Source organism: Companilactobacillus sp., from assembly GCF_022484265.1.
Lineage (GTDB): Bacteria > Bacillota > Bacilli > Lactobacillales > Lactobacillaceae > Companilactobacillus.
Map to the genome: position 1 here is coordinate 782,820 of NZ_JAKVLR010000001.1, position 24,502 is coordinate 807,321.

Consider the following 24,502-nt stretch of genomic DNA (forward strand, 5'->3'; position numbering starts at 1 on the left):
GAGTTCTATGTTTTGTCACGCGTTTATGCTGCATTTTTGTCAAAAACAGCTGTTATGCCACAGCCACTTTTTATTGTTCATCTAAATATCGTTCTCGCAAATATAATAAATAAGTATAGTAGCTACCAACTAGTATTACTAAAATGGCTGCAACGATTATGGTCGTTGTGAACATGATTTTTTGTAATAATGCCGAGGCAATTGCCCCTAATGCGAAACTCAAAACTAATTCAAAATACACAACCGCTGTTTCTAACTCTTTCTTGTCTCGAGTCAATCCGTAGGAAGTTATTGCACTAGTCGCTTTTTTCAAATTACCGGTCGAGAACACGTTGTTATATCCGTGCCCTGCGATATAACTAAATGCCGTCGTCTGCATGGCCATGACAAAAGCAAGTGGCGGCGTAATCGCATAATTGGGAATCGATTTTGGCATCATCGATACCGCTAAACAGACAATTAATTCAGCCACTAATGTCAACGAACGCCAATAATGAGAACGTGGCTTAATGTGATATTCAAACACCCTGACCGTCACAACTCCCAGCATAAATGCAATCACAGTTGCTAGTTTGGTCATTGCTCCTGGAAGATTTTGCTGAGCAATATTGACGCTTAGAAAAATTAGATTTCCTGTCTGCCCGGCAGCTAAGACGCCACCACGTTGCACAAACGTATAGGCATCAATAAATCCTCCGATAAAAGTCAGTGCTAAGCCGATCTCTCGAAGTTGAAAAATATGCCAACTTTTATATCGCACTGGATCATCCCTCTTCTTGAATAATTAACAATCATAGAAAAAATTATACTCGCAAAAATAAAAAACATTCTGAAAAATTTCAGAATGTTTTGTTTATTTAGAATTATTTTTCTTGTGAGCATATCCTTCATCGTAAAAGTAAACGACAAACGTACTACCAACATTTAATTTACTTGCCACTTCAATCTTTCCACCGTGGTTTTCAACTAATTGATGAACGATTGATAATCCTAATCCAGATTCTCCATACTTACGGTTCTTTCTAGATGGATCCGCCTTATAATAACGGTCCCAAATATTCTTAACTTGATCAGCAGACATACCAACACCAGTATCCTGGATCTTAAAGACTGATGCATGATTGTCTTCATCGCGATAGCCACGAACGACAATATCGCCATCGTTAGTGAATTGGATCGAGTTTTGAATAATATTGAACATGACTTGCGTGAATCGATCATAGTCAGCATAAGTATTTAAGACTTTTTCAGGAGTCTCTAACTTCAGATTATCATTAGACTCGGCTGCCTTCTTTTGCAACTGCGACACGATGTCACGCAGTGGCGTATTGGCATCAAAGACACGTTCTGCCAAGGTGATCTGATTAGTTCTGATCTTCTCGTAATCCAGGTTCTCATTGACTAATCGAATCAAACGGTTAGTTTCATTACGCATCAATTCAATACTTTGTCCCTTAGATTCTTCAGGAATGGCATCATAAGCCAGACCTTCTAGGAGGCCATTAATTGTCGTTAACGGCGTTCTCATCTCATGAGATGCATCAGCCATGAATTCCTTACGACGTTGCTCTTGACGCTTGATTTCTTTATCTGAAGCCTCTAGAGACTTAACCATGGTATTGAAATCGTCCGCTAAGTCATCCAGTTCATCACGATTCTTACTTTCAATGTGAACTGAGAAGTCATTATTGGCAACTCGTCTGGTTGCGCTACGGAGGCGATTGATCCGGTTAACTTGATATCTAGAAAGCAAGAAACTCAAGATGATTGCTGCTAATAGGGAAATCAACAACGCAATATACAGTCGGTTGTTGATCTCGCCAATATTAGTCTGCAGCTGACTGACATCTGAACCAGCCCACACTGCAGCGACCAGTTTGCCATCCTTGAACCAAGGCGTCAAAACATAGACGTAATTCATATTAGCCTTGGTATTCAAGTCGGGATTGCTCTGTTCGTTGCTACGTTGCGAGGTACTGCGGACAGTCTTTCCCTGCTCCAACTTTTTCCAATATTTTGCTTTGAGTTGATGGGTCACGCCATTAGTTTGATCAGGATAAACTTGTTGGTTTTGATAGTTAAAAATTGCAAAACGAACGTTACGGTCAGCCAAAACTTGTTCGACCATATGAATATTGTTCCCGGTAATGTTGTGGATCTTACCAGTGTTCTGATCGGTCGTTAGAGCTATTTTCTCTAGATTTCCCGCATACCCTTCAAGGTCGCGGTAAGTCCGATTGTACTCCCAAGTGGTTGATGTACTAGTAACCGTATAAAGAATGATCCCTAAAGTAGTCAAAATAACTACCAAAAAACTTAGCATGTTCTGATAGATTAATTTCATTCTTATTTAGCCTTTACCTCAGAGTCGTCGAATTTGTAGCCCACGCCCCAAACTGTTTCAATAACTTGAGGTCCGACCTTTTCGATTTTTTGACGAAGCTTCTTGATATGTGCATCAACAGTTCTTTCTTCACCGAAGTAATCATAGTCCCAGACTTGTTCTAGCAATTGTTCACGTGAAAATACACGCTTTGGTTTGCTGGCTAAGGTCTTCAACAAATCGAATTCCTTTGGTGTTAAATCAGGAATCTCCTTGCCACCTAAATAGGCCTCACGAGTTTCAGCATTGAGTTGGAAAAATCCGGTATCAATATCGAATTTCTCAGTATTATCTTCTTCAGAATTCTCATTGGTAGCACCATTTTTGGATGCTTCTTCAGCAATGTTCTCGCTCCGACGATGAATCGCTTTGATTCTAGCAATTAAAGTAATCGGACTGAATGGTTTTGTAACGTAATCATCAGCGCCAAACTCTAGTCCGAGGACTTGGTCGCTTTCGCTATCACGAGCCGTCAGCATAATTATTGGAACTGTTTTAGACACAGCTCGAATTTCTTTGGCTACTTCCATTCCGTCTTTTCCTGGTAAGTTAAGATCAAGCGTGATCATATCCCAATCGTCAGCAGCTGATTTAAATATTTCAACCGCTTCGTTACCATCGTATGCAAATGTGGCATCCCAATTTTCTTTTTGAAAAAACATGCTCATCATTTCGGAAACTGATTTATTATCTTCTATCATTAATATTTTCATTGACATAATCTCCATTCAACAATTAGGAATTACCCTATCCCGTTTGGATAAAAGTTGTTAAGATGTAATAAGTACAAAATTTAAATAAGTTGGTGAATACTTTGACATTGCACAAAAATTACTTAGGAACCGTGTTCTTCGATTTGGATGGCACATTGATGAATGCGAAATCTGAAATCGACGATTCCGTTGCCGATGCCGTTCATGAACTCCACGACAACGGCTATCTTCCAGTTATTAGTACTGGTCGTGCAACAAATGAACTTCAACACGTTCTTGGACCCACAGGTATTGACTCATATATTACTTTAAATGGTGCATATATCAAATCTGAGGGTAAAGTTATCTATGAAAGCACACTAGATAACGAAACGATTGAAGCTTTGATCGATACGGCTGAAAAATTTGGCGATACCGTTGCCATGCACACAGCGGACGTTACCAAATTATATAAATATAAGCCTATCATCTCAGAATTTTATGGATCGGTCCACATTGAACAACCGGAGGTAGATCCAGAATTCTATAAACATCATAACATTCCAATGGTAATTATGGTTTCATATGAAGGCCCAGAACGTTACCAAAAATTATTCCCAGAATTGAACTTTTTCAAAACTGGGAAATATTCTATCGATACAGTCCAAAAAGACGTTTCAAAAATGCATGGGATCAAGCATTTATTATCCGGTTTGGATATGGAAGACAAACCTGTCTATGCATTCGGAGATGGCGCAAACGATGTACCAATGATCAAGTTTGCTGATCATTCAGTTGCCATGGGAAATGGTATCGATGAGGTCAAACAATTGGCCGATTTTATTACCACTGACAATACAGACAATGGTATCGTAAACGGCTTAAAACATTTTGATTTGATTTAAAAAATAAAGTTCAAGACAAAGTCTTGAGCTTTTTTTATTGGGTAAATTATTTGGGAATGCTCGGAAGCTCCCGTTGTTCTCCACTCTAAAACGAGTTCCGTGTACCAGACTTTTCCGCTTGCTACGGATATGACTGATTGCACAATTCGCAATAAGTCATATCCTAGGCAATGCTCGAAGTCTAACCGGTACACTCCACTCTCTATTCTGAAACGAGTTCCAAACAACAGCTTCTTCCGCTTGCTACGGGTTTGACTGATTGCCTAAATCGCAATCCGTCCAACCCTAGGCAATGCTCGGTAGCTCCCGTTGTTCTCCACTCTCTATTTAAGCACTACGACCTTACCCATCATATGTCCGGCTTCTACTAGATTCGTGGCTTCCTTAATGTTTTGGATATTGAATCCCTTGAACTCTTTTGTCAATGTTGACTTGATTGTTCCGTCATCCAAGCCCTTTGCTAACTTAGCCAAGTATTCACCTTGCGATGTCATGTCTGGCATGTTGTATTTAGCCTTGGTAAACATCCATTCCCACTTGAAATCGACTGATTTTTGTTTGAGATCAACTACCTTTGATTCATTCAAATTAGTAATTGTAGCAAAAATCCCGAATGGCTTGATAAGTTCAACGATTTCTGACCAATGTGGATCATTGTCGCTAAGTCCCACAATGTAATCGACAGTTTCAAATCCTAGATCTTGTACTTGTTTGATCAAATCTTGATGATGATCAACTGTGTAGTCGGCGCCAAGATCTTTGACCCATTTAATTTTTTCTGAACCGGAGGCAGTTGAAATCACCGTTAAGCCAGCCAGATGTGCTAATTGTGTCATGATTGACCCAACACCACCAGCGCCATTGATAATCAAAACAGTCTTATCGTGGTTGTCGGCTTCTGGATCAACGTTCAACTTTTCATATAACAATTCACTAGCTGTCAAAGTAACCAGTGGCATAGCCACACTGTGAGCTAGATCAGTTTTTTCAGGAGCAAGTGCGGCAATTCTCTCATCAACTAATTCATATTCTTGATAACTACCATCGCGGGTATAATCCCCGGCGTAAAAAACAATATCGCCCTTAGAAAACTTCGTGACCTTTGAGCCAACATCAGTAACTTTCCCATAGCCGTCATATCCTAAAATTTTAGGACCATTGATACTATCGGTTAACTTCTTACGAGTTGCAATATCAACAGGATTGACTGAGATGCCTTGAACCTCAACTAAAATGTCATGTGGTTCACAGACAGGCATAGCCTCATCAAATTCAGCCAAGCTGTTGATACTATTATCAGTAACGCCAAATGTTTGCATAGTAGCGCCTCCTTAGATAACTCCATTTTACAACAAAAAGATTGAGATGTTGTTACACATATAAAGCTATTCTTTTTAGATATAATTTTTTTGCTGGAGGTATGAGACCCGACTCCGGACGAAAATCGATTGCCTTTCGTCTGGCATCATTGGTTCGTTCGTTGGCGTAGCCAACATTTTAAACAGTAGCACACGCGCCAAAGGCGACTACGTTCCATTATTTATTTCACTACTGAGACCGAGAACTTCACCACCCCGAAATCAAAATAGAGTTAGTTCAAAATCTCCTTTACCACATTAAAAAAATGAACGTTAGCTGTGTTTGCAATTACTGTGAACTTGTCTTGTTCACTTCGTTTTATCGTCTAACTCTAAATTAGAGCTCTATTCAATTGAAATATGGTGACGTCGCGTTTTCTCCTCCATAGTTCAAAAACCGATGAAAAAATTTCAGTTGATAGACTTACTTTGAGTTTATACAGGTATAGTTTGCATTCCTTATTTCAACTATATTTAGAGTGTTTGATGTAACACTATTTAGACGGAGGACGGAAATCGATGCCCCGGCCCAATGGTGGCGTTTATGTTAGTCGACGATGACGGCGACTTACATAAAAAGGCAGCTTTGAGATTTTTTCGGGCTTTGAAAAAAGCTCAAAGTATCTTCACCATGTTCCGGCCGATAAGGGCAATTGATTTCCGGCCGGAGTCGGCTCACATACCGCACATAAGTCAGTTTTATAAAATCAAAAAAGCCTGACTCTTCAGTCAGACTCTTCCAATAAAACTATCCAATAATTTCAACTGTTGCTGATGTTATACCGTATGATGGTACGGCACTGTTTGGCATTGCCACGTCAATTTGTTGTGGGTTTGAATAGGCAAATGTACCTGTATCATTAACAGTTCTATACCACACGTCCCCTTGTGCAGTAGTAATTTTTACACGTGTTCCTCGAGGAAGCACGCTAAGGTTAGCGGCAATACCGTCATAACCCATATTTGAACCTAATACAGCTGGATCATAGAAACTTACTTTAAATGTTCCAACCGATTGAGTAGTTGTAGCTGGTTGTGCTGTTTGTTGTACTTGTGCAGTTTGTTCTGCAGGTTGTTCGACAGTTTGAGCAACTGGTTGTGGGGTTGCTTCTTGAACTGGTTGAACTTCTGGTTCTGGTTGAGTAGCGGCGACATCTTTCATCTTGAAATCTTTCTCACTACCCTTGATGCCAGGCATGAATTCTTTCTTACCTGGTAACGAAACTTTTTTATTTAATTTGATTTCGTCTTTATCAGTATTTAAATGGTTCCCCTTAATAGCATCTGAAATACTTACAGTGCTTTCTACGTGATCTCCTTTGTCAGCGTCTGCATATACATTAGCTGTATATCCAGTCAAACTAACGAACATTAATCCTGTAAAAAATAAGGTTTCTAATTTAAATTGCTTAATCAAATAATCCCTCCGATGTGTTTGAACAACAGAGAGAACTATACAAGATTTATATTTCAAATATATTACACGAATAATAAAAAACATTGCAAGACAATTAGTTTTGTAACAATGGTGTAATGTTATTCGTTTTGTAGGATTATATTTCATATATCATGACTTTTAGAAAATAAATCCGACAATCGTTGCATTTATTTGTTCAAAGTAATTTCTCAAATATGGCATAATTCGGTCACATTTTAACGATTAAATTTATAATAAATAGTTTTGAGTAATTCAAGTCTAAGAATAAATTTATTTTGAGATTTACGAGAACAATCTTTTGTCAAAAAAATTTATTTATGATAATTTGAATTTAACCTAATTAATTAATGGAGGAATGTACATGTCTAAAAAAATCGCGGTTTTAGTTGGTAGTTTACGTAAAGGATCATTTTCAAAGCAAATTGCTAAGAACTTGATGAAAGAATTCCCTGAAGGATACGATTCAGAGATCATCGAGATTGGCAACTTGCCACTTTACAACGAGGATATTGATACAGAAGATAGCGTACCTGCTGAATACACTACTTTCAGAAATAAAATGAAGGAATTTGATGCAGTCTTGTTTGTAACTCCTGAATACAATCGTTCAGTTCCTGCAAACTTGAAGAACGCTATTGATGTTGGTTCACGTCCTTACGGCCAAAGCATCTGGGATAGAAAGCCTGCCGCTGTTGTTAGTGTATCTCCTGGTGCTATCAGTGGATTTGGTGCTAATCACCACTTACGTCAATCATTAGTATTCTTAAATATGCCAGTTGTTCAACAACCAGAAGCATATATTGGAAACGTTACTAACTTGCTTGATGATAATGGCAACGTTGACGATCGAACTCTTGGCTTCCTCAAGAGCATTGACGATGCCTTAGTTGACTTGATCAACCGTTTTGATGACTAATACACATAAATACATTTCCATACAAAAAGCGTAGCCGATGGCTACGCTTTTTTCGTCTTACTTAGTAGTAAAATACTCATTTAATTTCATTTGTTGACTGTATGGCTGGGAGGCTTCACCGATCATTTGTGAAAAACGGTCTGTCTTCATAATAACCTTTAAAATATGAATAGCTGATTTTTGAAGATCTCCAATATACAAATTATTATTGTCCTTCCAATTACCTGAAATAATCACTGTTTGTTCATCCACTATTTGGGCGACGCCAGAATAGATCATTTCAATAATTTTTTCAGGCAACTCTTTGGTCTGACTCAAATCGATTTTTACGAAGCCTTCGCCTTCTGGATCGGGTTCAAAATCATTCCATAATTCTTTAGTTGTAACGGACATAGTTGGAATATCAAATGACGTGCGTTGTTTAATAATGCCATCATCATCAAATTCTGGTGCCAAATCACCAATCCCAGCAAGCAATTTATCTTGGTTAGCTCCCGGCATGATCAGGTCATTGCCGGCCTTCATACTTCCAACTGGATCTGCTAAACTGTACCAATCTGTCATCACCAAACCTTGAAATTTCCATTCATCTCGAAGAATGTTAGTTAGCGAATCAAAATTTTCACCGGCAAATGTACCGTTGATTTTATTGTAAGAACTCATGACTGCCATGGGTTGAGAACACTTAATAGCAATTTCAAAATTCTTTAGATAAATTTCGCGTAACGCCTGTTCTCCGATAATACTGTCGCCAGTATTTCGTTTGGTTTCTTGATTGTTGCCTAAGAAATGTTTGATAGTTGCACCAATTCCAGGATTCTCTTGGACACCTTGGACTTCTGCAGCAGCAATTGAACCAGACAAGACGGGATCTTCAGCAAAATATTCGAAGTTTCTGCCACCTAATGGATTACGATGAATATTCATCCCTGGTGCAAGCCACATTGTAACGCCAAATTCTTTCATTTCAACGCCAATAGCTTGACCAACTTGTTTGATCAGATCAAGATTCCAAGTTTGTGCAAGCATTGTTCCGATCGGCCAAGCCGTTGCATACTGATGATGTTTAATATGGTTATTGTCGACATATTCTTTAGTCAGGCGTAAGCCGGCTGGACCATCAGCATTAACTGTAGCAGGAATTCCGAATTCAAGATTATCAACAGTTTGTCCTGCAGCACCAGGAACTATATCGGCTCCATTTCCTACTACGCTTCCTGATTGATCAGGTTGCACGGTTCCTTCAACTAAATCGATCAATTGTCGATCCGACATAGAAGCCACTAATTGTTCCAAGGTAGTTTTGTGATCGTAGACATCGATCAACTTATGACTTGAAGCAGGTACCACTCGCTGAATATGTTCAATCGAACCTTGTCCAGGTAACATTCGTTCGTCACTAATATATGTAGTTACTGAATTTTTCGAATGATATTGAACTGGTTTTGACTCAGCAAAATTGACTGCTTTTAATAGGAAGAAAGGCACATTATCAGTCCGTTTTGATCCAACATTATTGCTACGTAAAATCGTTGGATCAACTTCTGGAACTAGCTTGTGTGCTAGTTGTTGTACGACAACTTGTTCGTCCAATTTAAATTCAGCAATTACCTGTGTATTTCTGGAACTAGTTCCTAATCTAACAACGTAGACCCCAGGCACTAAGACAAAGGCAGCTAAATTTTCATCAAAACTTGCCAATCTGGTAATTGGAACTGAAATATGCAGTGATTGTTCCTGATCAGGATACAAATTATCAGTTTTAGCAAAACCTTGCAGACTTTGATATGGCGTAGGAATATCTGATTGCGGATTTGATACGTATAATTGCACAACTTCTGCTCCATGAAATTGATCTCCGATGTTTTGCACACTGAAATCAACATCAATACTTTGCTCATTAACTTTGACTTTTTTCGTTTGTAAGTAAAATTTGGTATAACTTAATCCGAAACCAAATTCATATCTCGGTTCAATATTGAAACTATCGAAATAACGATATCCAACATAAATACCTTCTTGGTAATTTGGATTTTTTTGACCAAAACTATTTGAAGAATAATAGTCGTTAAAATCCTGAGCCCAAGTGTCGGTCAATTTGCCCATTGGAGTCTTGTTGCCAGTCAAAATATCGGCAATCGCAAATCCAGCCTGCATCCCTGGTTGTGAGACCAACAATACGCTGTCTAGAAGTGGACATTTGTCGACAAACGACGCATCAATGACGCCCCCAACATTCAACAGCACGACTGAATCTTGATAAAATTGACTCATTGCTTGGATGTTTGATAGCTCATTTTCAGTAAGTTGATAATCGCCTGGTTCATTTTTACGATCTTGACCTTCGCCAGAACTCCTTGAAATCACGTAAATTCCAGTTTGGGCTGGAGTAAAATCGCTAATTTCAGGATCATCCATTGAAAAAGCTGGTGCTAATACTGCCAACGGATCATCTTTATATTTTTGATAATAATCATTTTTATTCTTTTGATAAGCCCTCTTGAAACGGTTCAGCCAACCCTTTGAAGTAATTTTGAATCCTCGTTGTTCTAATCCGGATTCAATATTTATCACGTGTCTTTGATTCACATCGCCAGATCCGGTGCCGCCCTTATAAATCTCAAAAGCACCACTTCCATATAAAGCAATCGTCTTGTTTTTAATAGGAAGAACTTGGTTCTTATTTTGAAGAAGGACCATACCTTCTTCAGCAACTTGCTGGGATAATTTTGCGTTTTTGACCTCGCGTTGCGACATTTTACTTTCCATCTAATATCTCTCCTTTGGTGGAAACTATCTACCAACAATTTTACACTTTTGACGGCAAAAAAAAGAAACAATAGCAATATTAATTTGCTATTATTCCTTATTTGATATGAATTATTACTCCAAGAAACTTGGGTCACGATATGCTGGGTTAGGATATTTGTAGAATCCTTCTCCGGTTGCAACACCCATTTTACCTTTGTCGATGTAATCATGTTTGATCATATCAGCCAATTGCTTGTAGTCTGGATCCGTTTCAGCTTGCATTGCAGTGATATCGTAAGCTGTCTTTAATCCGACGATGTCTAAAATACCAAATGGTCCAAATGGTGCTTTAGTTGCCAACATCCAAGTTTTATCGACCGTTTCAATATCAGCAACACCCTTAGCTAATAGCATTTGTGCGGCATTTAGTAATGGAACTAATAATGTATTTAAAACATAGCCCGGTTGTTCTTTCTTCAACTTGATTGGGATCATTCCAATACCCTTGGCAAATTCCACTACCTCATCATATACTTCTGGGTCAGTCCATTTTGTGCCCATAACTTCAGCCGTGTTGTTCTTCCAAATTTCATTAGCAAAGTGCAATGCCAAGAATTTTTCGGGACGGCCTGTTAATTCAGCAAATTGACTAGGAAGCAAAGTCGAAGTATTTGTAGCAAAAATTGTTTTTTCATCTGCCACTGATGCTAGTTGTTTGTAGTAGCTTTCCTTAATATCCATTCTTTCTGGGATGGCCTCAATGACTAAGTCTGCTCCCTTCACAGCTGCACCCAGGTCGGTATTGTAATTTAAACTAGCCGGAACAGATTCAGCATTTTTACGAGAGGTCGAAAGATCAGCAATCAGCGTATCCTTCAAATGTGGTAGGATCGTACTCTCATAAACTCCTGGTCTTAAAAAAACGTCTAGATGTTCAGCTTGGCCTTGCACTTCCTTCTTGTAAGTGTCGACTAAACCGATCATCCGATCTTTGGCTTTAGCTATCACCTCGTCATTAATATCATAGATGGTAACGTTGTAGCCTCGAAATGCGGTTTGAAATGCGATCTGGCTACCCAATACACCAGATCCTGCGATAGTAACATTCTTTATGGTCATAATACATCCTCCAATCCTATGATAAATTCACAAACTTTTGTAATCGCTTACAGTATACCGGATATACAATTTTTTTAGAAAGAAAAAGCCTTCCAGTAAGATGGAAGACTGATTTTGTCCTAATAATTTTTGCGACGCGTAAAGGCAAAGTAGCCAATGGCCAAAAATGCGGCCACATATACCAACGTCATCCACAACATAGTGTTGGTCTGTAAATGAGTCACATGATGTAATTCAGGCATCATTATTTGTGTTTTCAAATTCATCATGTTTAATGGGCTCCACTTGATCCAATCCCAGCGCTCTATTGCCATGGTCTCGAACATCCCCATTGCTGAAGTTGCAATGTAAAACACGACGCCAAAAGTTACCGAAACGGCCGAATTTTTGAATAAAGTCGACATCATTACTACTAAACTCAAAACTAACCAAGTTGTGATAAACGCCCCGACGATTGTTAACCAGAGCTCATTTACAACTGAGTGATTGTCAATCATGCTATTAAACTTGATGCTTGGGAAAAAGATTACCTTCAAAAGGATTGCAAAAATAGTTGAGATCACAAAATAGAAAACGTTCAAGATCAATAAGGTGATCCATTTACTCAACAATACTTGCCCACGCGAGTATTGACGATACAGCAAATTCTTGATCGTGCCATATTCGAACTCCTGTGTGATCAGGGTACTTCCGGCAAAAATCATTAAATAAACGATCCAAGTCGTTGCACTGAACAATTGTGTAAAAATTGCTGTGCCGTTGATGGGAGTATTCGATTCTTTGACCAATTGCTTGGTCATAATTGCAGCAATCAGCATAAATGCCATCACGACAACTGGCAAGATAAACGTTGTTTTTCGTTTGCCTAATTTATAAAATTCTTGTCTGATCAATGTTAGCAAATTTAATCCCCCCTATTGATTATCGTCCTGTAAGATTTGTAATAATGAATCTTCCAAAATGATGTTTTGACGTTCAACGTTATAAACATCAATTCCAGTTTCGATCAATAATCGTAAGGCTTTGGCAAGCGTGACATTTTCAGTCTTGTTGATGATCAAACTCTGATCATCGGCTAAGTCATAATTACTATTCTCTAAAATATCGCGTGCATTCAGATCGTCCGAAGTTTCTAAAACGTATGCTTGACGGTCAGAATGCAGTATTTGGTCAATCGGTGCATCGGCAACCACGGAACCTTTATCGATGACAACTACATCGTCGACGATCTTTTCTAATTCGCTTAGAATGTGGCTAGAAATAAGGATTGTCATTCCTGATTTAGCTTTATCCACTAGCAACTTTCGTAAACTCTTATTGGCCTGTGGATCCAATCCATTCATCGGCTCATCTAAGATCAACAACTTCGGTTGATTTACTAGTGCTAAGGCAATCCCTAGTTTTTGTTTCATTCCCAAAGAATATGACTTAGCCTTTTTGATAATGTATTGCTCCATCCCTAAATCCTGAACAGTTTGTGAAATATTATCTTCGGCACGTCCCCCAACAGCAAATAATTTCAAATGTTCATATCCAGTCATATATGGATAAATTCCGGGATATTCGATCAATGCTCCAGCTTGAGACAGTTTCGGATGATTCGATACAGTGATCAATTCCGAATCGAGTTTGATCTCGCCAGACTCACTGCTAGTTAATCCAAGTATGGATTTCATAATGGTCGACTTCCCGGCCCCGTTGGGTCCAACCAATCCGACAATATGTCCCTGTTTGATTTTAAACCCAACATCTTTTAAAGCAGACTTGCTACCAAAATGCTTATTTAAACCCTCGATCTCTAGAATATTATCCATGCTTACCCCACTTATTATTAGACTGTAACTAAAATTTTAACAATAAGAATGGCAGCAAAAAAGCCGTATAGACCATTTAAAAATATTTATACGGCTGACTATTTTCTAGAGTTTTTAAACAACGTTTTGTTCAGGATTCGACTGATCAAGAATACTATTAAAACAACAATTATTGCGATAATGATTTCACTGAACCAGAAATTTGCATTAAAACTATTAACAAAAATTTTTAACAGGGGATCATTTATCGCTAGAAACAAGATAATTGTTATAATTATATAAATGGTAGATTTATTCATTTATGTCCTCCTAATGCTTCTAATTATAACAACAATCCATGAGGTGAAGAAATGTTAAAGTCAAAACACATCGCAGTTTACGTCAGCGGAGGCATTGCTGCTTATAAATCACTCGAAGTAGTTCGAGCTTTGATCAAGCAACATGCTGAAGTCCAAGTAGTTATGACCAAATCGGCTCAAGAATTCGTGACGCCCCTGACCTTTGCAACGCTGAGTACCCGTCCAGTATTAACGGACAACTTCACACCGCAATCCAGTAGCGATGACTTTATCCCTCATATCAAAATTGCACGATGGACTGATTTAGCAGTGGTCGTCCCCGCAACCGCTGACATCATTGCCAAAATGGCAAACGGAATTTCTGATGATTTAGCAACTACGTCATTGATGGCAACCGATGCCCCAAAAATCGTTTTTCCAGCTATGAATACCAGTATGTGGAATTATCCACCTGTTCAAAAAAATTTGAAAACGCTCGAAGAAATTGGTATCCAAGTCGTTCAACCTGACAGTGGCTTTTTAGCAGAGGGAGAATCTGGTAAAGGTAGGTTGGTCCAGTTGCCAGTTATCATGGATGCAATCGAAAGTAAATTATCATCCGACCAGTCGCTCCTCGGGAAGAAAGTTATCGTGACTGCCGGTGGCACCAAAGAGCCTCTCGACCCCGTCCGTTTCTTGGGCAATAATTCGTCTGGAAAAATGGGCATTGCTATGGCAGAATCTGCTGCTAGATCAGGCGCAGACGTTACCTTGATAACCACGGTCAATTACAGTTCAAGCTACCGCAATTTGGCGGTCGTTAAAGTCGATTCAGCCTTGAATATGTTAGAACAAATTCAAAATCGTTTTGAAAAAATCGACGTCTTGGTCATGGCTGCTGCAATTGCCGACTTTCGTCCACTCCACGTTGCCACGCAAAAAATTAAAAAGACTGCTGACAACGATAACTACACAATTGAGTTAACGAAGAATCCGGACATATTAAAAACTGTAGCAAAAAATAAAATCAATCAATTTGTCGTCGGTTTTGCGGCGGAAACTGAAAATTTGATTCCAAATGCCGAGAAGAAATTAAAATCCAAGAATGCTGATGTGATTTTAGCCAATGACGTTTCGAATCTCGATGCTGGTTTTAACGTCGATACTAATCGGATCACTTTGATTAGCCACAATGCACATCCTGACAACTGGCCACTCATGACCAAACAGGCAGTAGCTGACAAATTTTGGAAATATTACCTGAAGCAAGGCAATTAAAATGCTCGACTATCATCACGGTAGTCGAGCATTTTTATTTTGGTTGTTCATTTTTTGAGTAATAAATTGGTTTTGCTGCGTTGAATTCAGTCTTCTTCATCCAATCCAGAATTTGACTTCCCAAGTATCGAGCCATTGAATCAGAGACCATAATTTGTTTTTTGGAAATATGATTGACGTGAATTCCTGATGTGATCGTGCAACTACCTGGCAACTCTGGTTGGATCATTTTAGCAATCCTTTCGCCAAGAACTCCATCTTTATGAAATCTACCGTCATGACTAGGATATTTGATCGTTTGAATATCTGAATCAGCCGTCAAGGTCGTAACTGCACCGATGTGAGGAGTATCACCACCCGTTAGCACGACCAGGATATCATTTCCAATAACTTGCACATCGGCGGTCATCGAGTAATTTTCTTTTTCCACTGAAAATTTCATTAAATTCCCTCCCAACGACTGCCATCATCAGTATGGATACCCAATGAATCCATGATTTTCATGGTCTGATGATCAACGAGATCTTGAATCGTTTGTGGATGATTGTAAAAAGCCGGAATTGGTGGAATCATCTGGACGCCCATTCTTGACAGTTTGGTCATATTTTCCAAATGGATAGTGTTCAAAGGCGTTTCCCGTGGCACCATGATGAGTTTTCGCTGTTCTTTTAGTGTGACGTCAGCAGCACGTGAAATCAAATTGTCGCCGATACCGACTGAAATACTGGCAATTGTTTTCATCGAAGCTGGAACAATGACCATTGCATCAGTCAAAAATGATCCACTAGCAATTGCTGCTCCTAAGTCGCTATCATTATAAGTATAGTCCAACATATCGTTGATATCTTTGAGACTGTAATCTGTTTCTAATTGAAGATTCTTCTTTGCCCAAGCACTCAGAATTCCATGAGTTTCAATGTTAGGTATCTTCTGAAGTTTCTTGATCAGATCAATTGCATAAATCGTCCCTGAAGCACCTGTAACACCAATCACAATTTTCTTCTTTTGCTCAGACATAGTAGTTCTCCTTTATTTCAAATATTTTTTCCAGTCAGGAACTTTCTTGAATTGGGCTCTGACGAATTGGTCTTTCATATCAAATGGAACTGTTCCGTCAAAAATAGTCTTGGAACTCATCCCTCTAAAACGAATCGATTTCGGATCGTATTCTGGACGTTCTGAAGGGTCTAGCGGATGATTTCTCATACCAGACAAGACCATGATATCTTTATCGCCTTGGAATCGAGTGTTCAAAGTCCAGATCACGTCGTTCATGTCAAAAATATCAACATCGTCATCAACTAAGATTACCGTCTTCAATTCTTTAAAAGCCGATAACGCGAGAATGGCAGCTTGTCTTTGGATACCTTCATCTGCCTCATTATCTTTGTGGATCTGCATAATAGTCATCAACTTGCCACCGCCAGCTGGTGGATTGTAGACATTGACCACTTTTCCCGGGATTGCCTTATCAACTAGTTCTAAGATACTAGCTTCTGTAGGAATTCCAGACATTGAAACATGTTCTTCACTAGGACCGATCGTCGTTTGCATGATTGGATTGTCTTTTCGATGAGTAATAGCTTTAACTTTGACCACATTCACGGCTGGATTGGCATCCCCATCATATCCAGGAAATTCTGGCATAGCTTTACCAGTGTGAGTATTGATATCTTCTTGCATCGTTTGGTTAGGCATAATTTCAGCCTCGATCACGTACTCTGAGCGAGCAATTGCCATTTCGTTAACTGCAACGCCATCAACTAATTGAACAGGTTGATTCCGCAATGCACCTGCGATCCAGAGTTCGTTATAACCTAATGGCGTTGTTGGTGGTTCAAAGGTTGCACCAATCAATACAGCAGGATCCAAGCCAATATTGATGGTAATTGGCATTGGTTTGTTCAACTTTTCAAATTGTTTTTGGAAATGGCCGATATGTCTGCCACCTGGCATGATGTACATACCGATCGTATCCTTGTCTTCCAAAACCATGCGATGAATCGTAACGTCACTCATGGTCTTATCTGGATCAGAGCCAAACACTAAGCCGGTTGTAATATAAGGACCGGCATCGTATTCAGTATTAGTGGGTGCCGCAATAATTTTTCTGATGTCAAAATCTTTATCAGTGGATAAATGAATTTCTTCTTGAGCTGGCGCTTTATCTTTTGTGACCTTAACGGGTTTGACTGGATGGTCAACAGAATCTCTCAACAAACGCCCCAACGTTTTATAATCGTGGTGCAAAATTTTTCCAACACGTTTGCGGCTGGCCATTGCCCCAATAAAAACGCGAGTGTTAGGAAATCCTTTGACGTTATTGAACACCATTGCTGGACCTTCTTGAGTTGGCCGTTCAACTGTACCCCCTGCACCGATGTAGCGATAAACTCCTGACAATTCAGCGTTAGGATCAACCTCAACGTCAGTTTCGTGGTATTGTCCAGGTTCCTCTTTTAGTTCAGAAATTACTTTTCTTAAATCATATGGTTGTTCTGTCATAAAATTTCCTCCCAATCAATTTTCAAATTCATTATAGGGGTGAATCATCCCATCCTTCAATTCAAAAAAGCAGTAGAGGTATTCCTAATTGGAATATTCTCCACTGCTTTTTGCGTCATTAATAAATTTCCAAAATACATCGCTTGCTCGACCACTATGATCTCGTTTACGAATAAAACTTAATTGGTTGGTATTTGAATTTTTGAATGGAATTTGAACGACCTGATCAGACTGAATTCCCGTGGCAGTTTTGGTTGGCATTACTGAAACTCCCATGCCCTTTTCGATCATGCCAACGATTAGGTCGGCACGAACACCCTTATAGGCAATCTTTGGAACGAAGCCTGCGTCTTTGCACATGGCAATCACTGGTTTATACAGTTGCGTAGTTTCTCCCAACAGTAAAAAGTTATCTTGCTTTAACTGTTCTAAAGAAATCATCTTTGAATCTGCTAGTTGATGATCATTTGGCAGTACCGCGACAAAATCATCTTTTTCCATAACAAGCCGCTCTAAATCAGTATCTGGAAATTCGAAAGTTCTGGCAAAGATCACATCGCAGTCGTTTTTTCTCAATGAATCAAATAACAGATTGCTCTCTTCTTCCTGCAAAGAAACGTGAACCTCAGGATGTTGCTTCAAAAATTGACTGAGGACGACAAAGCTTTGATAATTTGGCATCGTGGGAATTGTTAACAATCTCAAGGTCATCCGCTGTTGGTCGTGGTAATCGCCCAATTTGATATTCAGCGATTCATAATCATTCATGATTTTTCTGGCATATGGACGAACTAGTTCACCCTCATTGGACAAAACAATTTTTCGATGAGCACGAATAAACAAGGTGACCCCTAGCTCCTTTTCAAGAGATAAGATCTGCTTTGAAATATTTCCTTGCGTTGTATACATTCGGGCCGCCGTTTCGGAATAATTTAAGGTTTTTGCCAAATCTAGAAAAACTTTTAACTTTCTGATCTCCATGTCTGCCACATCCATTCCATTTTAGAATACTGTAACACAATATCGACAAACTTATGGAAAACAAAAAGCCGAGATTTCTCTCGACTTCAGGCAATATTATAAATTTTGACCTTTCTCCCAAGTGGTAATTGAAAGATTTAGTCCATGTTTAACTAGTGCATCAAATAATTGATGGGTTCTCTTTGAGATCTCACCAGCAGTTTTGGCATTGTTTTCAGTCAAATATTCTGGAATATCCTTAGCTGAAGCTAAGCCTTCATCAGTTTCATCAACTCGTTGTCTGGCATAAGATTGACAGCCATCAAGATAAGCATGGACCTCATCTGAGAATTCATGATAATGTGGTTCGATCAAGACTGACAAAGTCTTTTCTAACCAATAAACATTATCGACTGAAACTGCATGAGTCGTATTCTTATAGTCTTCTGGAGTATCAGTAATATTCGTAAAGAATGGAACATATGGACTGTAGGCAAAGAATCCCATTGCAATCCATTGAACACCCGCTAGATTGTCATCGACGCCATTTCTGATCTGTAAGATCGATGAGCATTGATTTCGGTCCATAGCGATTGGACGGAAGCGACGCTGTTCTTCTGGAGTCCCTGATGCAAACGTCCCAAATGGATCAAATTTCGTACCATTATAATGCGATTGCAAAAATTTTTGCACGTCTTCAATTGCTAATTTCTTGTCAGGAATTCGATACATTGGCATGTCTTGACTAGTTGGATCTTGAACAACACCAGGATTGAATAATTTTTGACCATACCAAGTTCTTGGCGTGTTGTAATAGGCATCATCTTCGCCATGAGTACCAAAGATGTCACGGAAATTGAAGTTTCCAGGCTGTGGATTCAAATTATGCTTTTCAACAAATTCAACCAAATCAGTAGCAACTAAGAAATTTTCTGTATCAGCTGGATCGATTTCTTGAACGACTGTTTGATTAGGAACGATAGCATAGGCATCTTCGGGTAATCTCATGGCTGCCCAGTGATGACCACCAGCTGTTTCTAATAGCCAAACATCGTTTTTATCATTAAAGGCGATACTGTTACATTCGCCTGTTCCATATTTTTCTAAGAGTGCACCTAAACGTTGTACACCCTCCTTAGCAGTTTTTACATAAGGTAAAACTAGCGTGACCATGGCTTCTTCATCCACTCCATCATGGACTAATGGGTCATAACCTAAGACACGTTTGTTAGTTGCTGTTGTTTCAGTGGCACTCATACCAACGTTGTATTCGTTAATGCCAGATTCTTCCCACATACCATCGCTTTGATCAGCCTGTGGTGTTGCAGTGTATCGATAAGCATGATCAGGTAGTGGAACATTTACGCCAGTTGAAACTGAAGTGAAACTAGCATTTTCTTGGTCTTTTGCTTCATGAACAATAAATTTCAATGGGTTGATAGGGCCATAGCCGTCCTCATTACGAGCAACTATAGTAGAACCATCCATACTAGCAGCTTTGCCGACTAGGATTTCAGTACAATCAGAAGTTCTTTTTTTCATCCTGTTTTCCTCCCTATTTTCATTTAAAGTATATAATTATGAAAACGTTTAATCTAGACCAATTTAAGAATTAATTAAAATATTCACAAAAAAAGACCATTCCCTCAGGAATGACCTTAGTCAGCTTTTTCCATCAATAGCCAGAAAATTAAGTACACGATAATTCCTGGGAACCATGGCATGAGTGTTAATAGCACGTATATCACACGACCGAGGTTAGTGTTCCAACCGTATTTTTCACAGATTCCGCCAATCACCCCAGCAAATACTATATCAGTTCTCGATCTTTTAATTGGAATATGCATTTATTTTTCCTCCGTTTCGGGGTTTTCCATTAATAGCCATAATAGTAGATAAGCAATAACGCCTAAGCCAGTAGTAAATAAAACTACACTTATTACAAAAAATAGAACTCGAGCTACTGCAACGTTCCAGTCGTAATGTTCATCCAAACCGCCGATAACACCAGCTAGAATTTTGTTATTTTTGGATCTCTTAATTGGAATATGCATTCGTACATCCCCCTCTTGTTTTCGATATATCTATCATATGACGTCTGACCTATTTCAGACATCGGAATCACTTACACTTAACTTACAATTTTGTCACTTGAGAACAACCTTTAAAATACCGGAGATCAAATCATTGAGCAGTTGTTGATAATTGTCGGTCTTGATCTCGTTTTGATGAAAGTCTAAAACCGTCAACGAATTAAAAAGGCTGATGATCCGTTCCTTCGTCATGCCATCTTTGATCAGATCTTTCGCAATCCATTTATCGATCAGAGTCATCAAGGTTGAGTAAACTAAACTGTCCTCGACCGTACTGCTGTTTTGTTGGGCAATCAGCGTGTTCAACTTTGGATTAGAGAACCACTCTTGTAGGATCCGATTATGACTGGACAATTTAAAAATTTGTTGAATAATTGTTTGGATCAATGTGACAGGGTCACCATCTAGGTCGACCTTGGATAAAATTTGTTTTTTGATATTTTCATTTTCGCTGGTATAAATTTGAATGAAGATATCTTCTTTCGACTTAAAATACAAGTAAAATGAACCGACCGCAACACCAGCAATTGCAGCAATATCAGCAACACTGGTATTTTTAAAACCGCGTTCTAAAAATAACACATGTGCCGCATCAAAAATCCGATCTTGTTTATCATCCATAGTTTCACCCACAATCTATCAATTATATCTATGAATGAATTATATTTCCGTTCATTCACAAAGTCAACTAATCGAGACCGTAAAAAAAGACCTGGGATTTCCCAGGCCTAATATTGTTATTTAGATTAATCAAATACTTTCGTCACGTGAGCATTACCCTGCAACATAATCCATTGATGTAAACCGATTCTTAGATAAAATTTAGCGTCAGGGTCATATGATGCATTACTACCTATGGTATATTGCTGATCTGTTAACCATTCCGAGTTTGCAGGGACAGTTTTTGCTGTTTTATGTCCATAATCATCATAAACTGTAGCAGGTGCATTATTTATTTTAATTGCTTTAATATCACAGGTCCAGAACCCATCAGTTGCTTGGTTTTTTGTTGGAACGATTACATTACGACTATATCTAATCCACTCATTAGTCGAAACACGGAAATAGTCAGCATTTGGAGCGTCATCTTCTGGCACAGATACATTGCAATTTGAATACCATGCAGTATTTGCAGCCAGTGAACGAGTTCCCTCCTGCGTAAATTTTGTCATATCTGCATTAGCTTTATAAAGTTTTGTGTCTTTATTTACCAGAACCGGACCATCAATGGTGGTGATATAATTCTGAACTGGAGTTAATTCTGATTGTCCTTGTGGTGCTTGATCTGCTTGCACGGTCTCCCCTGGTTGGCCGGCAATAAATAGTGGAACTAGTAATAATCCGCTGAATAACAAAGATTTTAATTTCATTTGTTTCTCCCTCATTAGTTTACTTGTAGTTCACTTTAACTATAACTCTAAGTAAACTAATGAAAAAGCAATAACACTTATTTATGATACTAAATTTTCTAATACGTTTAATACGCCCTCTTCGTTGTTAGTATCGGTCTCATTTTTTGCAGCAGCTTTGACCTTGTCCTTAGCATTTTTCATTGCATAGCCATGTGGAGTTAGTTCTAGCATGCTAATGTCGTTCTCGTCATCGCCAAAAGTCATGATCTCATCATTAGCGATATTGTATCGATCTTGCAACTGACGCAGTCCAGCTGCCTTATTGACAGTTTGTTCACTGATCAATTGTGTATTGAATCCAGTTGTTTGACTAGATAGACCAGCTGGTAACAAACTTTGTAAGATACCGATTTTTTCATCAAAGTTTACTTGGTCACCAAACGTGACACCAATACTTGTAATCTGATCCTTTAATCTGGTTGGTGTCACGGTTGATAAGCTAGGAACCTTTTTCAAATGGTTGTAGTAATAGTATGTTAAATCATATGCGGCTTTAGATATCCCCAGATCGACATAGGCTGACTTCACCCCGACAACTAGATGTTCAGCAATATCAGTCTCATCGAATTGTTCTTTGATAGCACCTAAAGTTTTGGTAACTGCTTCTTCCGGCATTGCTTGGATCAAGACCGGATCACCTTGACTGTAGACTACGGCCCCGTTTTGAGAAACAAAGTCCATTTGGTCTTGAAAATCAGCAAATTTATCTTGTAATCGTTGATATTGGGAACCACTGGCAGAAACTACATGAATATTTTTGGCACGTAATTTGCCAAGTATTTCAGCAAAACGTTGGTGGTTATAAGTATTCTGGTCATTTAAAAACGTCCCGTCCATGTCCAAAGCCACTAATTTGATTGTCATACGTAGTTCCTCCGATTTGAAAGTTATTGCTAACATTTTATCATTACTCGATAGATTACAAAAACCCTCAAACTTCATTAGTTTGAGGGTTTAGTCTTATTGTAAAATTTTGTAATTCCAGGCTGGCACTTGGAAGTTACCATATAATTTCTTTGTCAACTTAGCAATGTCGTCTGATTGATAAGCTTTAACGATCTTCTTGTAAGTTGGATTATTCTTATCTTTTTCATTGGCAGAAATAACGTTAACATAAGGTTTTGATTTAGCGGTTACCTTTTCAGTGTAAATGGCTGTTTTAGGATCAAGTTTGGCGTCACTAGCAACACCTGAATTAACTACCGCAGCTGCTTCATCATTCAATGAACGAGCAGTTTGAGCTGCATCTAATTGCGAAATCTTCAAATGTTTAGGATTTGTCTTGATATCCTTAACTGTTGGCAAAGCGGCTTTTTTCAAAGTAATCAAATTAGCACTCACCAATAGGTCCAAGGCACGTCCCTCGTTAGTCGGATCGTTAGGAATGGCTATTTTATCGCCATCCTTTAATTCTGATAAACTCTTGAGTTTCTTTGAATACAAAGCCATTGGCGCGATATCGGTTTGGCCGATTGAAACGATGTGTGTGTGATGAGTCTTGTTCCAGTTGTCCATGAAGTAAACAGTTTGAAAGGCATTCAAATCAGTCTCGCCTTGGTCCAACGCAGTGTTAGGTTGATTATAATCTGAAAATTCAACTAGTTTAATCTTGATACCATCTTTTTTAACTTTTTTAGCAACGGCATTCCAAACTCGATTATCTGAACCGGTAATTCCGATTTTGACAGTCTTCTCATTGGATGAATTTCCACATCCTGCCAACACGACGATTGAAATTGCTGCTAAAAATAAGACTACAATATTTTTAATTTTCCCATTCATTATTCTTTTCCCCCAAATAAAATAGGCCACTTCGTTAGAAGTGACCATTTGTAGCCAGTACAACAGGGAAATAAGACTCCCCCATTGCAGGCACAGACAATTACTTCCCTATTTATAATGCTTAAGTTAATGCTCTAATTTTCTGACTGCGAAATCTCCGATTCCTTGAATTACAAAAACCAAGACTAAGATAAGCAGCATAGATACGATTGTTACATCATTTTCAAAACGTTGGTAACCCACGGAAATGGCCATGTTACCTAGACCACCACCACCAACGGCACCAGCCATGGCTGTTAAACCAATCAAACTGATAGTTGTTAATGTTCCTGAACGAATCAATTCAGGCAAACCTTCTTTTAAATAAACTCTAAAAATAATTTTCATTGGTGAAAGACCCATTGCTTCTGCTGCTTCAACCACACCAGGATCAACTTCGACCAATGCCAATTGTACTTGTCTGGCAAAGAATGGTGCAGTACCAATGATCAATGGAACTAAGGCACCTTCAGGTCCGATAGTCTGTCCAACAATCAATTTGGTAAATGGTCCAATTACGGCTAGCAAAATGATAAATGGAATTGATCTAAATAGATTGACCAACCAATCCAAGATTCTGTAAAAAGCTTTGTTTGGAGTAATTCCATCATCAGCTGTGATAACTAATAAAATACCTAAAATAATACCGATAACTCCCGCAAAAATTGCACTGACGAAAGTCATGTAAAGTGTTTGCCAAATGGCAGTTACAAATCCGTTATCCCCAGACCAGTTAGCGACTACGTTAGGGAAAACTTTGTTAATAAAGTCAGACATAA

Annotated in this window: 24 protein-coding genes; 3 read left to right on the plus strand and 21 right to left on the minus strand. The window is 38.7% G+C overall.

The window, feature by feature from the left end; genetic code table 11:
• Positions 1-70 precede the first annotated feature (70 nt).
• From LKF16_RS03995 to LKF16_RS04005, 3 genes are all read right to left on the minus strand, one after another.
• A complete protein-coding gene (locus LKF16_RS03995) occupies positions 71-760 on the minus strand; it encodes a YoaK family protein (RefSeq protein WP_291468857.1) in 690 nt (229 codons plus the stop codon).
• A gap of 93 nt (positions 761-853) precedes the next feature.
• Complete coding sequence (locus tag LKF16_RS04000; RefSeq protein WP_291468859.1) at positions 854-2,344, minus strand: sensor histidine kinase; 1,491 nt, start codon at positions 2,342-2,344, stop codon at positions 854-856.
• A gap of 2 nt (positions 2,345-2,346) precedes the next feature.
• On the minus strand, positions 2,347-3,096 hold the full coding sequence (locus LKF16_RS04005; RefSeq protein WP_291468861.1) for a response regulator transcription factor: 750 nt from the start codon (positions 3,094-3,096) through the stop codon (positions 2,347-2,349).
• Positions 3,097-3,197: 101 nt separating this feature from the next.
• On the opposite strand from LKF16_RS04005, the gene LKF16_RS04010 reads away from it, so the two are divergent.
• Entirely contained in the window at positions 3,198-3,980 is a 783-nt protein-coding gene (locus LKF16_RS04010; RefSeq protein ID WP_291468863.1) for a Cof-type HAD-IIB family hydrolase, read from the plus strand.
• Between the two features lie 323 nt (positions 3,981-4,303).
• Here LKF16_RS04010 and LKF16_RS04015 read toward each other — a convergent pair whose 3' ends face one another.
• Complete coding sequence (locus LKF16_RS04015; RefSeq protein ID WP_291468865.1) at positions 4,304-5,299, minus strand: zinc-binding alcohol dehydrogenase family protein; 996 nt, start codon at positions 5,297-5,299, stop codon at positions 4,304-4,306.
• Between the two features lie 787 nt (positions 5,300-6,086).
• Positions 6,087-6,755, minus strand: a complete 669-nt coding sequence (locus LKF16_RS13060) for a hydrolase (protein WP_363305214.1) — start codon at positions 6,753-6,755, stop codon at positions 6,087-6,089.
• Between the two features lie 382 nt (positions 6,756-7,137).
• On the opposite strand from LKF16_RS13060, the gene LKF16_RS04025 reads away from it, so the two are divergent.
• A complete protein-coding gene (locus tag LKF16_RS04025; protein WP_291468867.1) occupies positions 7,138-7,692 on the plus strand; it encodes an NADPH-dependent FMN reductase in 555 nt (184 codons plus the stop codon).
• A gap of 57 nt (positions 7,693-7,749) precedes the next feature.
• Here the strand turns inward: LKF16_RS04025 and LKF16_RS04030 are convergent, their stop codons facing one another.
• The 4 genes from LKF16_RS04030 to LKF16_RS04045 all read right to left on the minus strand — a co-directional run bounded on the left by LKF16_RS04030 (position 7,750) and on the right by LKF16_RS04045 (position 13,376).
• Positions 7,750-10,461, minus strand: coding sequence for a glycoside hydrolase family 3 protein (locus tag LKF16_RS04030; protein WP_291468869.1), 2,712 nt, complete (start codon positions 10,459-10,461; stop codon positions 7,750-7,752).
• 114 nt (positions 10,462-10,575) lie between these two features.
• Positions 10,576-11,562 (minus strand): 3-hydroxyacyl-CoA dehydrogenase, encoded by a 987-nt coding sequence (locus LKF16_RS04035; RefSeq protein WP_291468872.1) that lies wholly within the window; start codon positions 11,560-11,562, stop codon positions 10,576-10,578.
• Between the two features lie 119 nt (positions 11,563-11,681).
• Positions 11,682-12,464 (minus strand): ABC transporter permease, encoded by a 783-nt coding sequence (locus LKF16_RS04040; protein ID WP_291468874.1) that lies wholly within the window; start codon positions 12,462-12,464, stop codon positions 11,682-11,684.
• 12 nt (positions 12,465-12,476) lie between these two features.
• Positions 12,477-13,376, minus strand: a complete 900-nt coding sequence (locus LKF16_RS04045) for an ATP-binding cassette domain-containing protein (RefSeq protein WP_291468876.1) — start codon at positions 13,374-13,376, stop codon at positions 12,477-12,479.
• A 350-nt stretch (positions 13,377-13,726) separates the two neighbouring features.
• On the opposite strand from LKF16_RS04045, the gene coaBC reads away from it, so the two are divergent.
• Positions 13,727-14,932, plus strand: coding sequence for a bifunctional phosphopantothenoylcysteine decarboxylase/phosphopantothenate--cysteine ligase CoaBC (coaBC, locus tag LKF16_RS04050; RefSeq protein ID WP_291468878.1), 1,206 nt, complete (start codon positions 13,727-13,729; stop codon positions 14,930-14,932).
• Between the two features lie 34 nt (positions 14,933-14,966).
• Here coaBC and LKF16_RS04055 read toward each other — a convergent pair whose 3' ends face one another.
• The 12 genes from LKF16_RS04055 to LKF16_RS04110 form a co-directional block, all read right to left on the minus strand.
• Positions 14,967-15,374 carry an amino acid decarboxylase gene (locus tag LKF16_RS04055; RefSeq protein WP_291468880.1) on the minus strand — a complete coding sequence of 136 codons (408 nt, stop codon included), beginning with the start codon at positions 15,372-15,374 and terminating at the stop codon, positions 14,967-14,969.
• Positions 15,374-15,949 carry a UbiX family flavin prenyltransferase gene (locus LKF16_RS04060; protein ID WP_291468882.1) on the minus strand — a complete coding sequence of 192 codons (576 nt, stop codon included), beginning with the start codon at positions 15,947-15,949 and terminating at the stop codon, positions 15,374-15,376. Before LKF16_RS04060 ends, LKF16_RS04055 begins: the two co-directional genes overlap by 1 nt.
• Before the next feature lie 12 nt (positions 15,950-15,961).
• Complete coding sequence (locus LKF16_RS04065) at positions 15,962-17,437, minus strand: UbiD family decarboxylase (protein WP_291468884.1); 1,476 nt, start codon at positions 17,435-17,437, stop codon at positions 15,962-15,964.
• 84 nt (positions 17,438-17,521) lie between these two features.
• Positions 17,522-18,418, minus strand: a complete 897-nt coding sequence (locus LKF16_RS04070) for a LysR family transcriptional regulator (RefSeq protein ID WP_291468886.1) — start codon at positions 18,416-18,418, stop codon at positions 17,522-17,524.
• 96 nt (positions 18,419-18,514) lie between these two features.
• Positions 18,515-19,939 carry a C69 family dipeptidase gene (locus LKF16_RS04075; protein ID WP_291468888.1) on the minus strand — a complete coding sequence of 475 codons (1,425 nt, stop codon included), beginning with the start codon at positions 19,937-19,939 and terminating at the stop codon, positions 18,515-18,517.
• A gap of 116 nt (positions 19,940-20,055) precedes the next feature.
• On the minus strand, positions 20,056-20,244 hold the full coding sequence (locus LKF16_RS04080) for a PspC domain-containing protein (protein ID WP_291468890.1): 189 nt from the start codon (positions 20,242-20,244) through the stop codon (positions 20,056-20,058).
• The gene (locus tag LKF16_RS04085) at positions 20,245-20,451 is read right to left on the minus strand and encodes a PspC domain-containing protein (RefSeq protein WP_291468892.1); all 207 of its coding nucleotides are present in this window, start codon (positions 20,449-20,451) and stop codon (positions 20,245-20,247) included.
• A gap of 93 nt (positions 20,452-20,544) precedes the next feature.
• Entirely contained in the window at positions 20,545-21,111 is a 567-nt protein-coding gene (locus LKF16_RS04090; protein WP_291468893.1) for a TetR/AcrR family transcriptional regulator, read from the minus strand.
• A 125-nt stretch (positions 21,112-21,236) separates the two neighbouring features.
• Positions 21,237-21,860 (minus strand): hypothetical protein, encoded by a 624-nt coding sequence (locus LKF16_RS04095; RefSeq protein ID WP_291711256.1) that lies wholly within the window; start codon positions 21,858-21,860, stop codon positions 21,237-21,239.
• Positions 21,861-21,941: 81 nt separating this feature from the next.
• On the minus strand, positions 21,942-22,766 hold the full coding sequence (locus LKF16_RS04100) for a Cof-type HAD-IIB family hydrolase (protein WP_291468897.1): 825 nt from the start codon (positions 22,764-22,766) through the stop codon (positions 21,942-21,944).
• A gap of 96 nt (positions 22,767-22,862) precedes the next feature.
• A complete protein-coding gene (locus LKF16_RS04105; RefSeq protein ID WP_291468899.1) occupies positions 22,863-23,684 on the minus strand; it encodes a MetQ/NlpA family ABC transporter substrate-binding protein in 822 nt (273 codons plus the stop codon).
• A 126-nt stretch (positions 23,685-23,810) separates the two neighbouring features.
• Positions 23,811-24,500 carry a methionine ABC transporter permease gene (locus LKF16_RS04110; protein ID WP_291468901.1) on the minus strand — a complete coding sequence of 230 codons (690 nt, stop codon included), beginning with the start codon at positions 24,498-24,500 and terminating at the stop codon, positions 23,811-23,813.
• Positions 24,501-24,502: the final 2 nt, after the last annotated feature.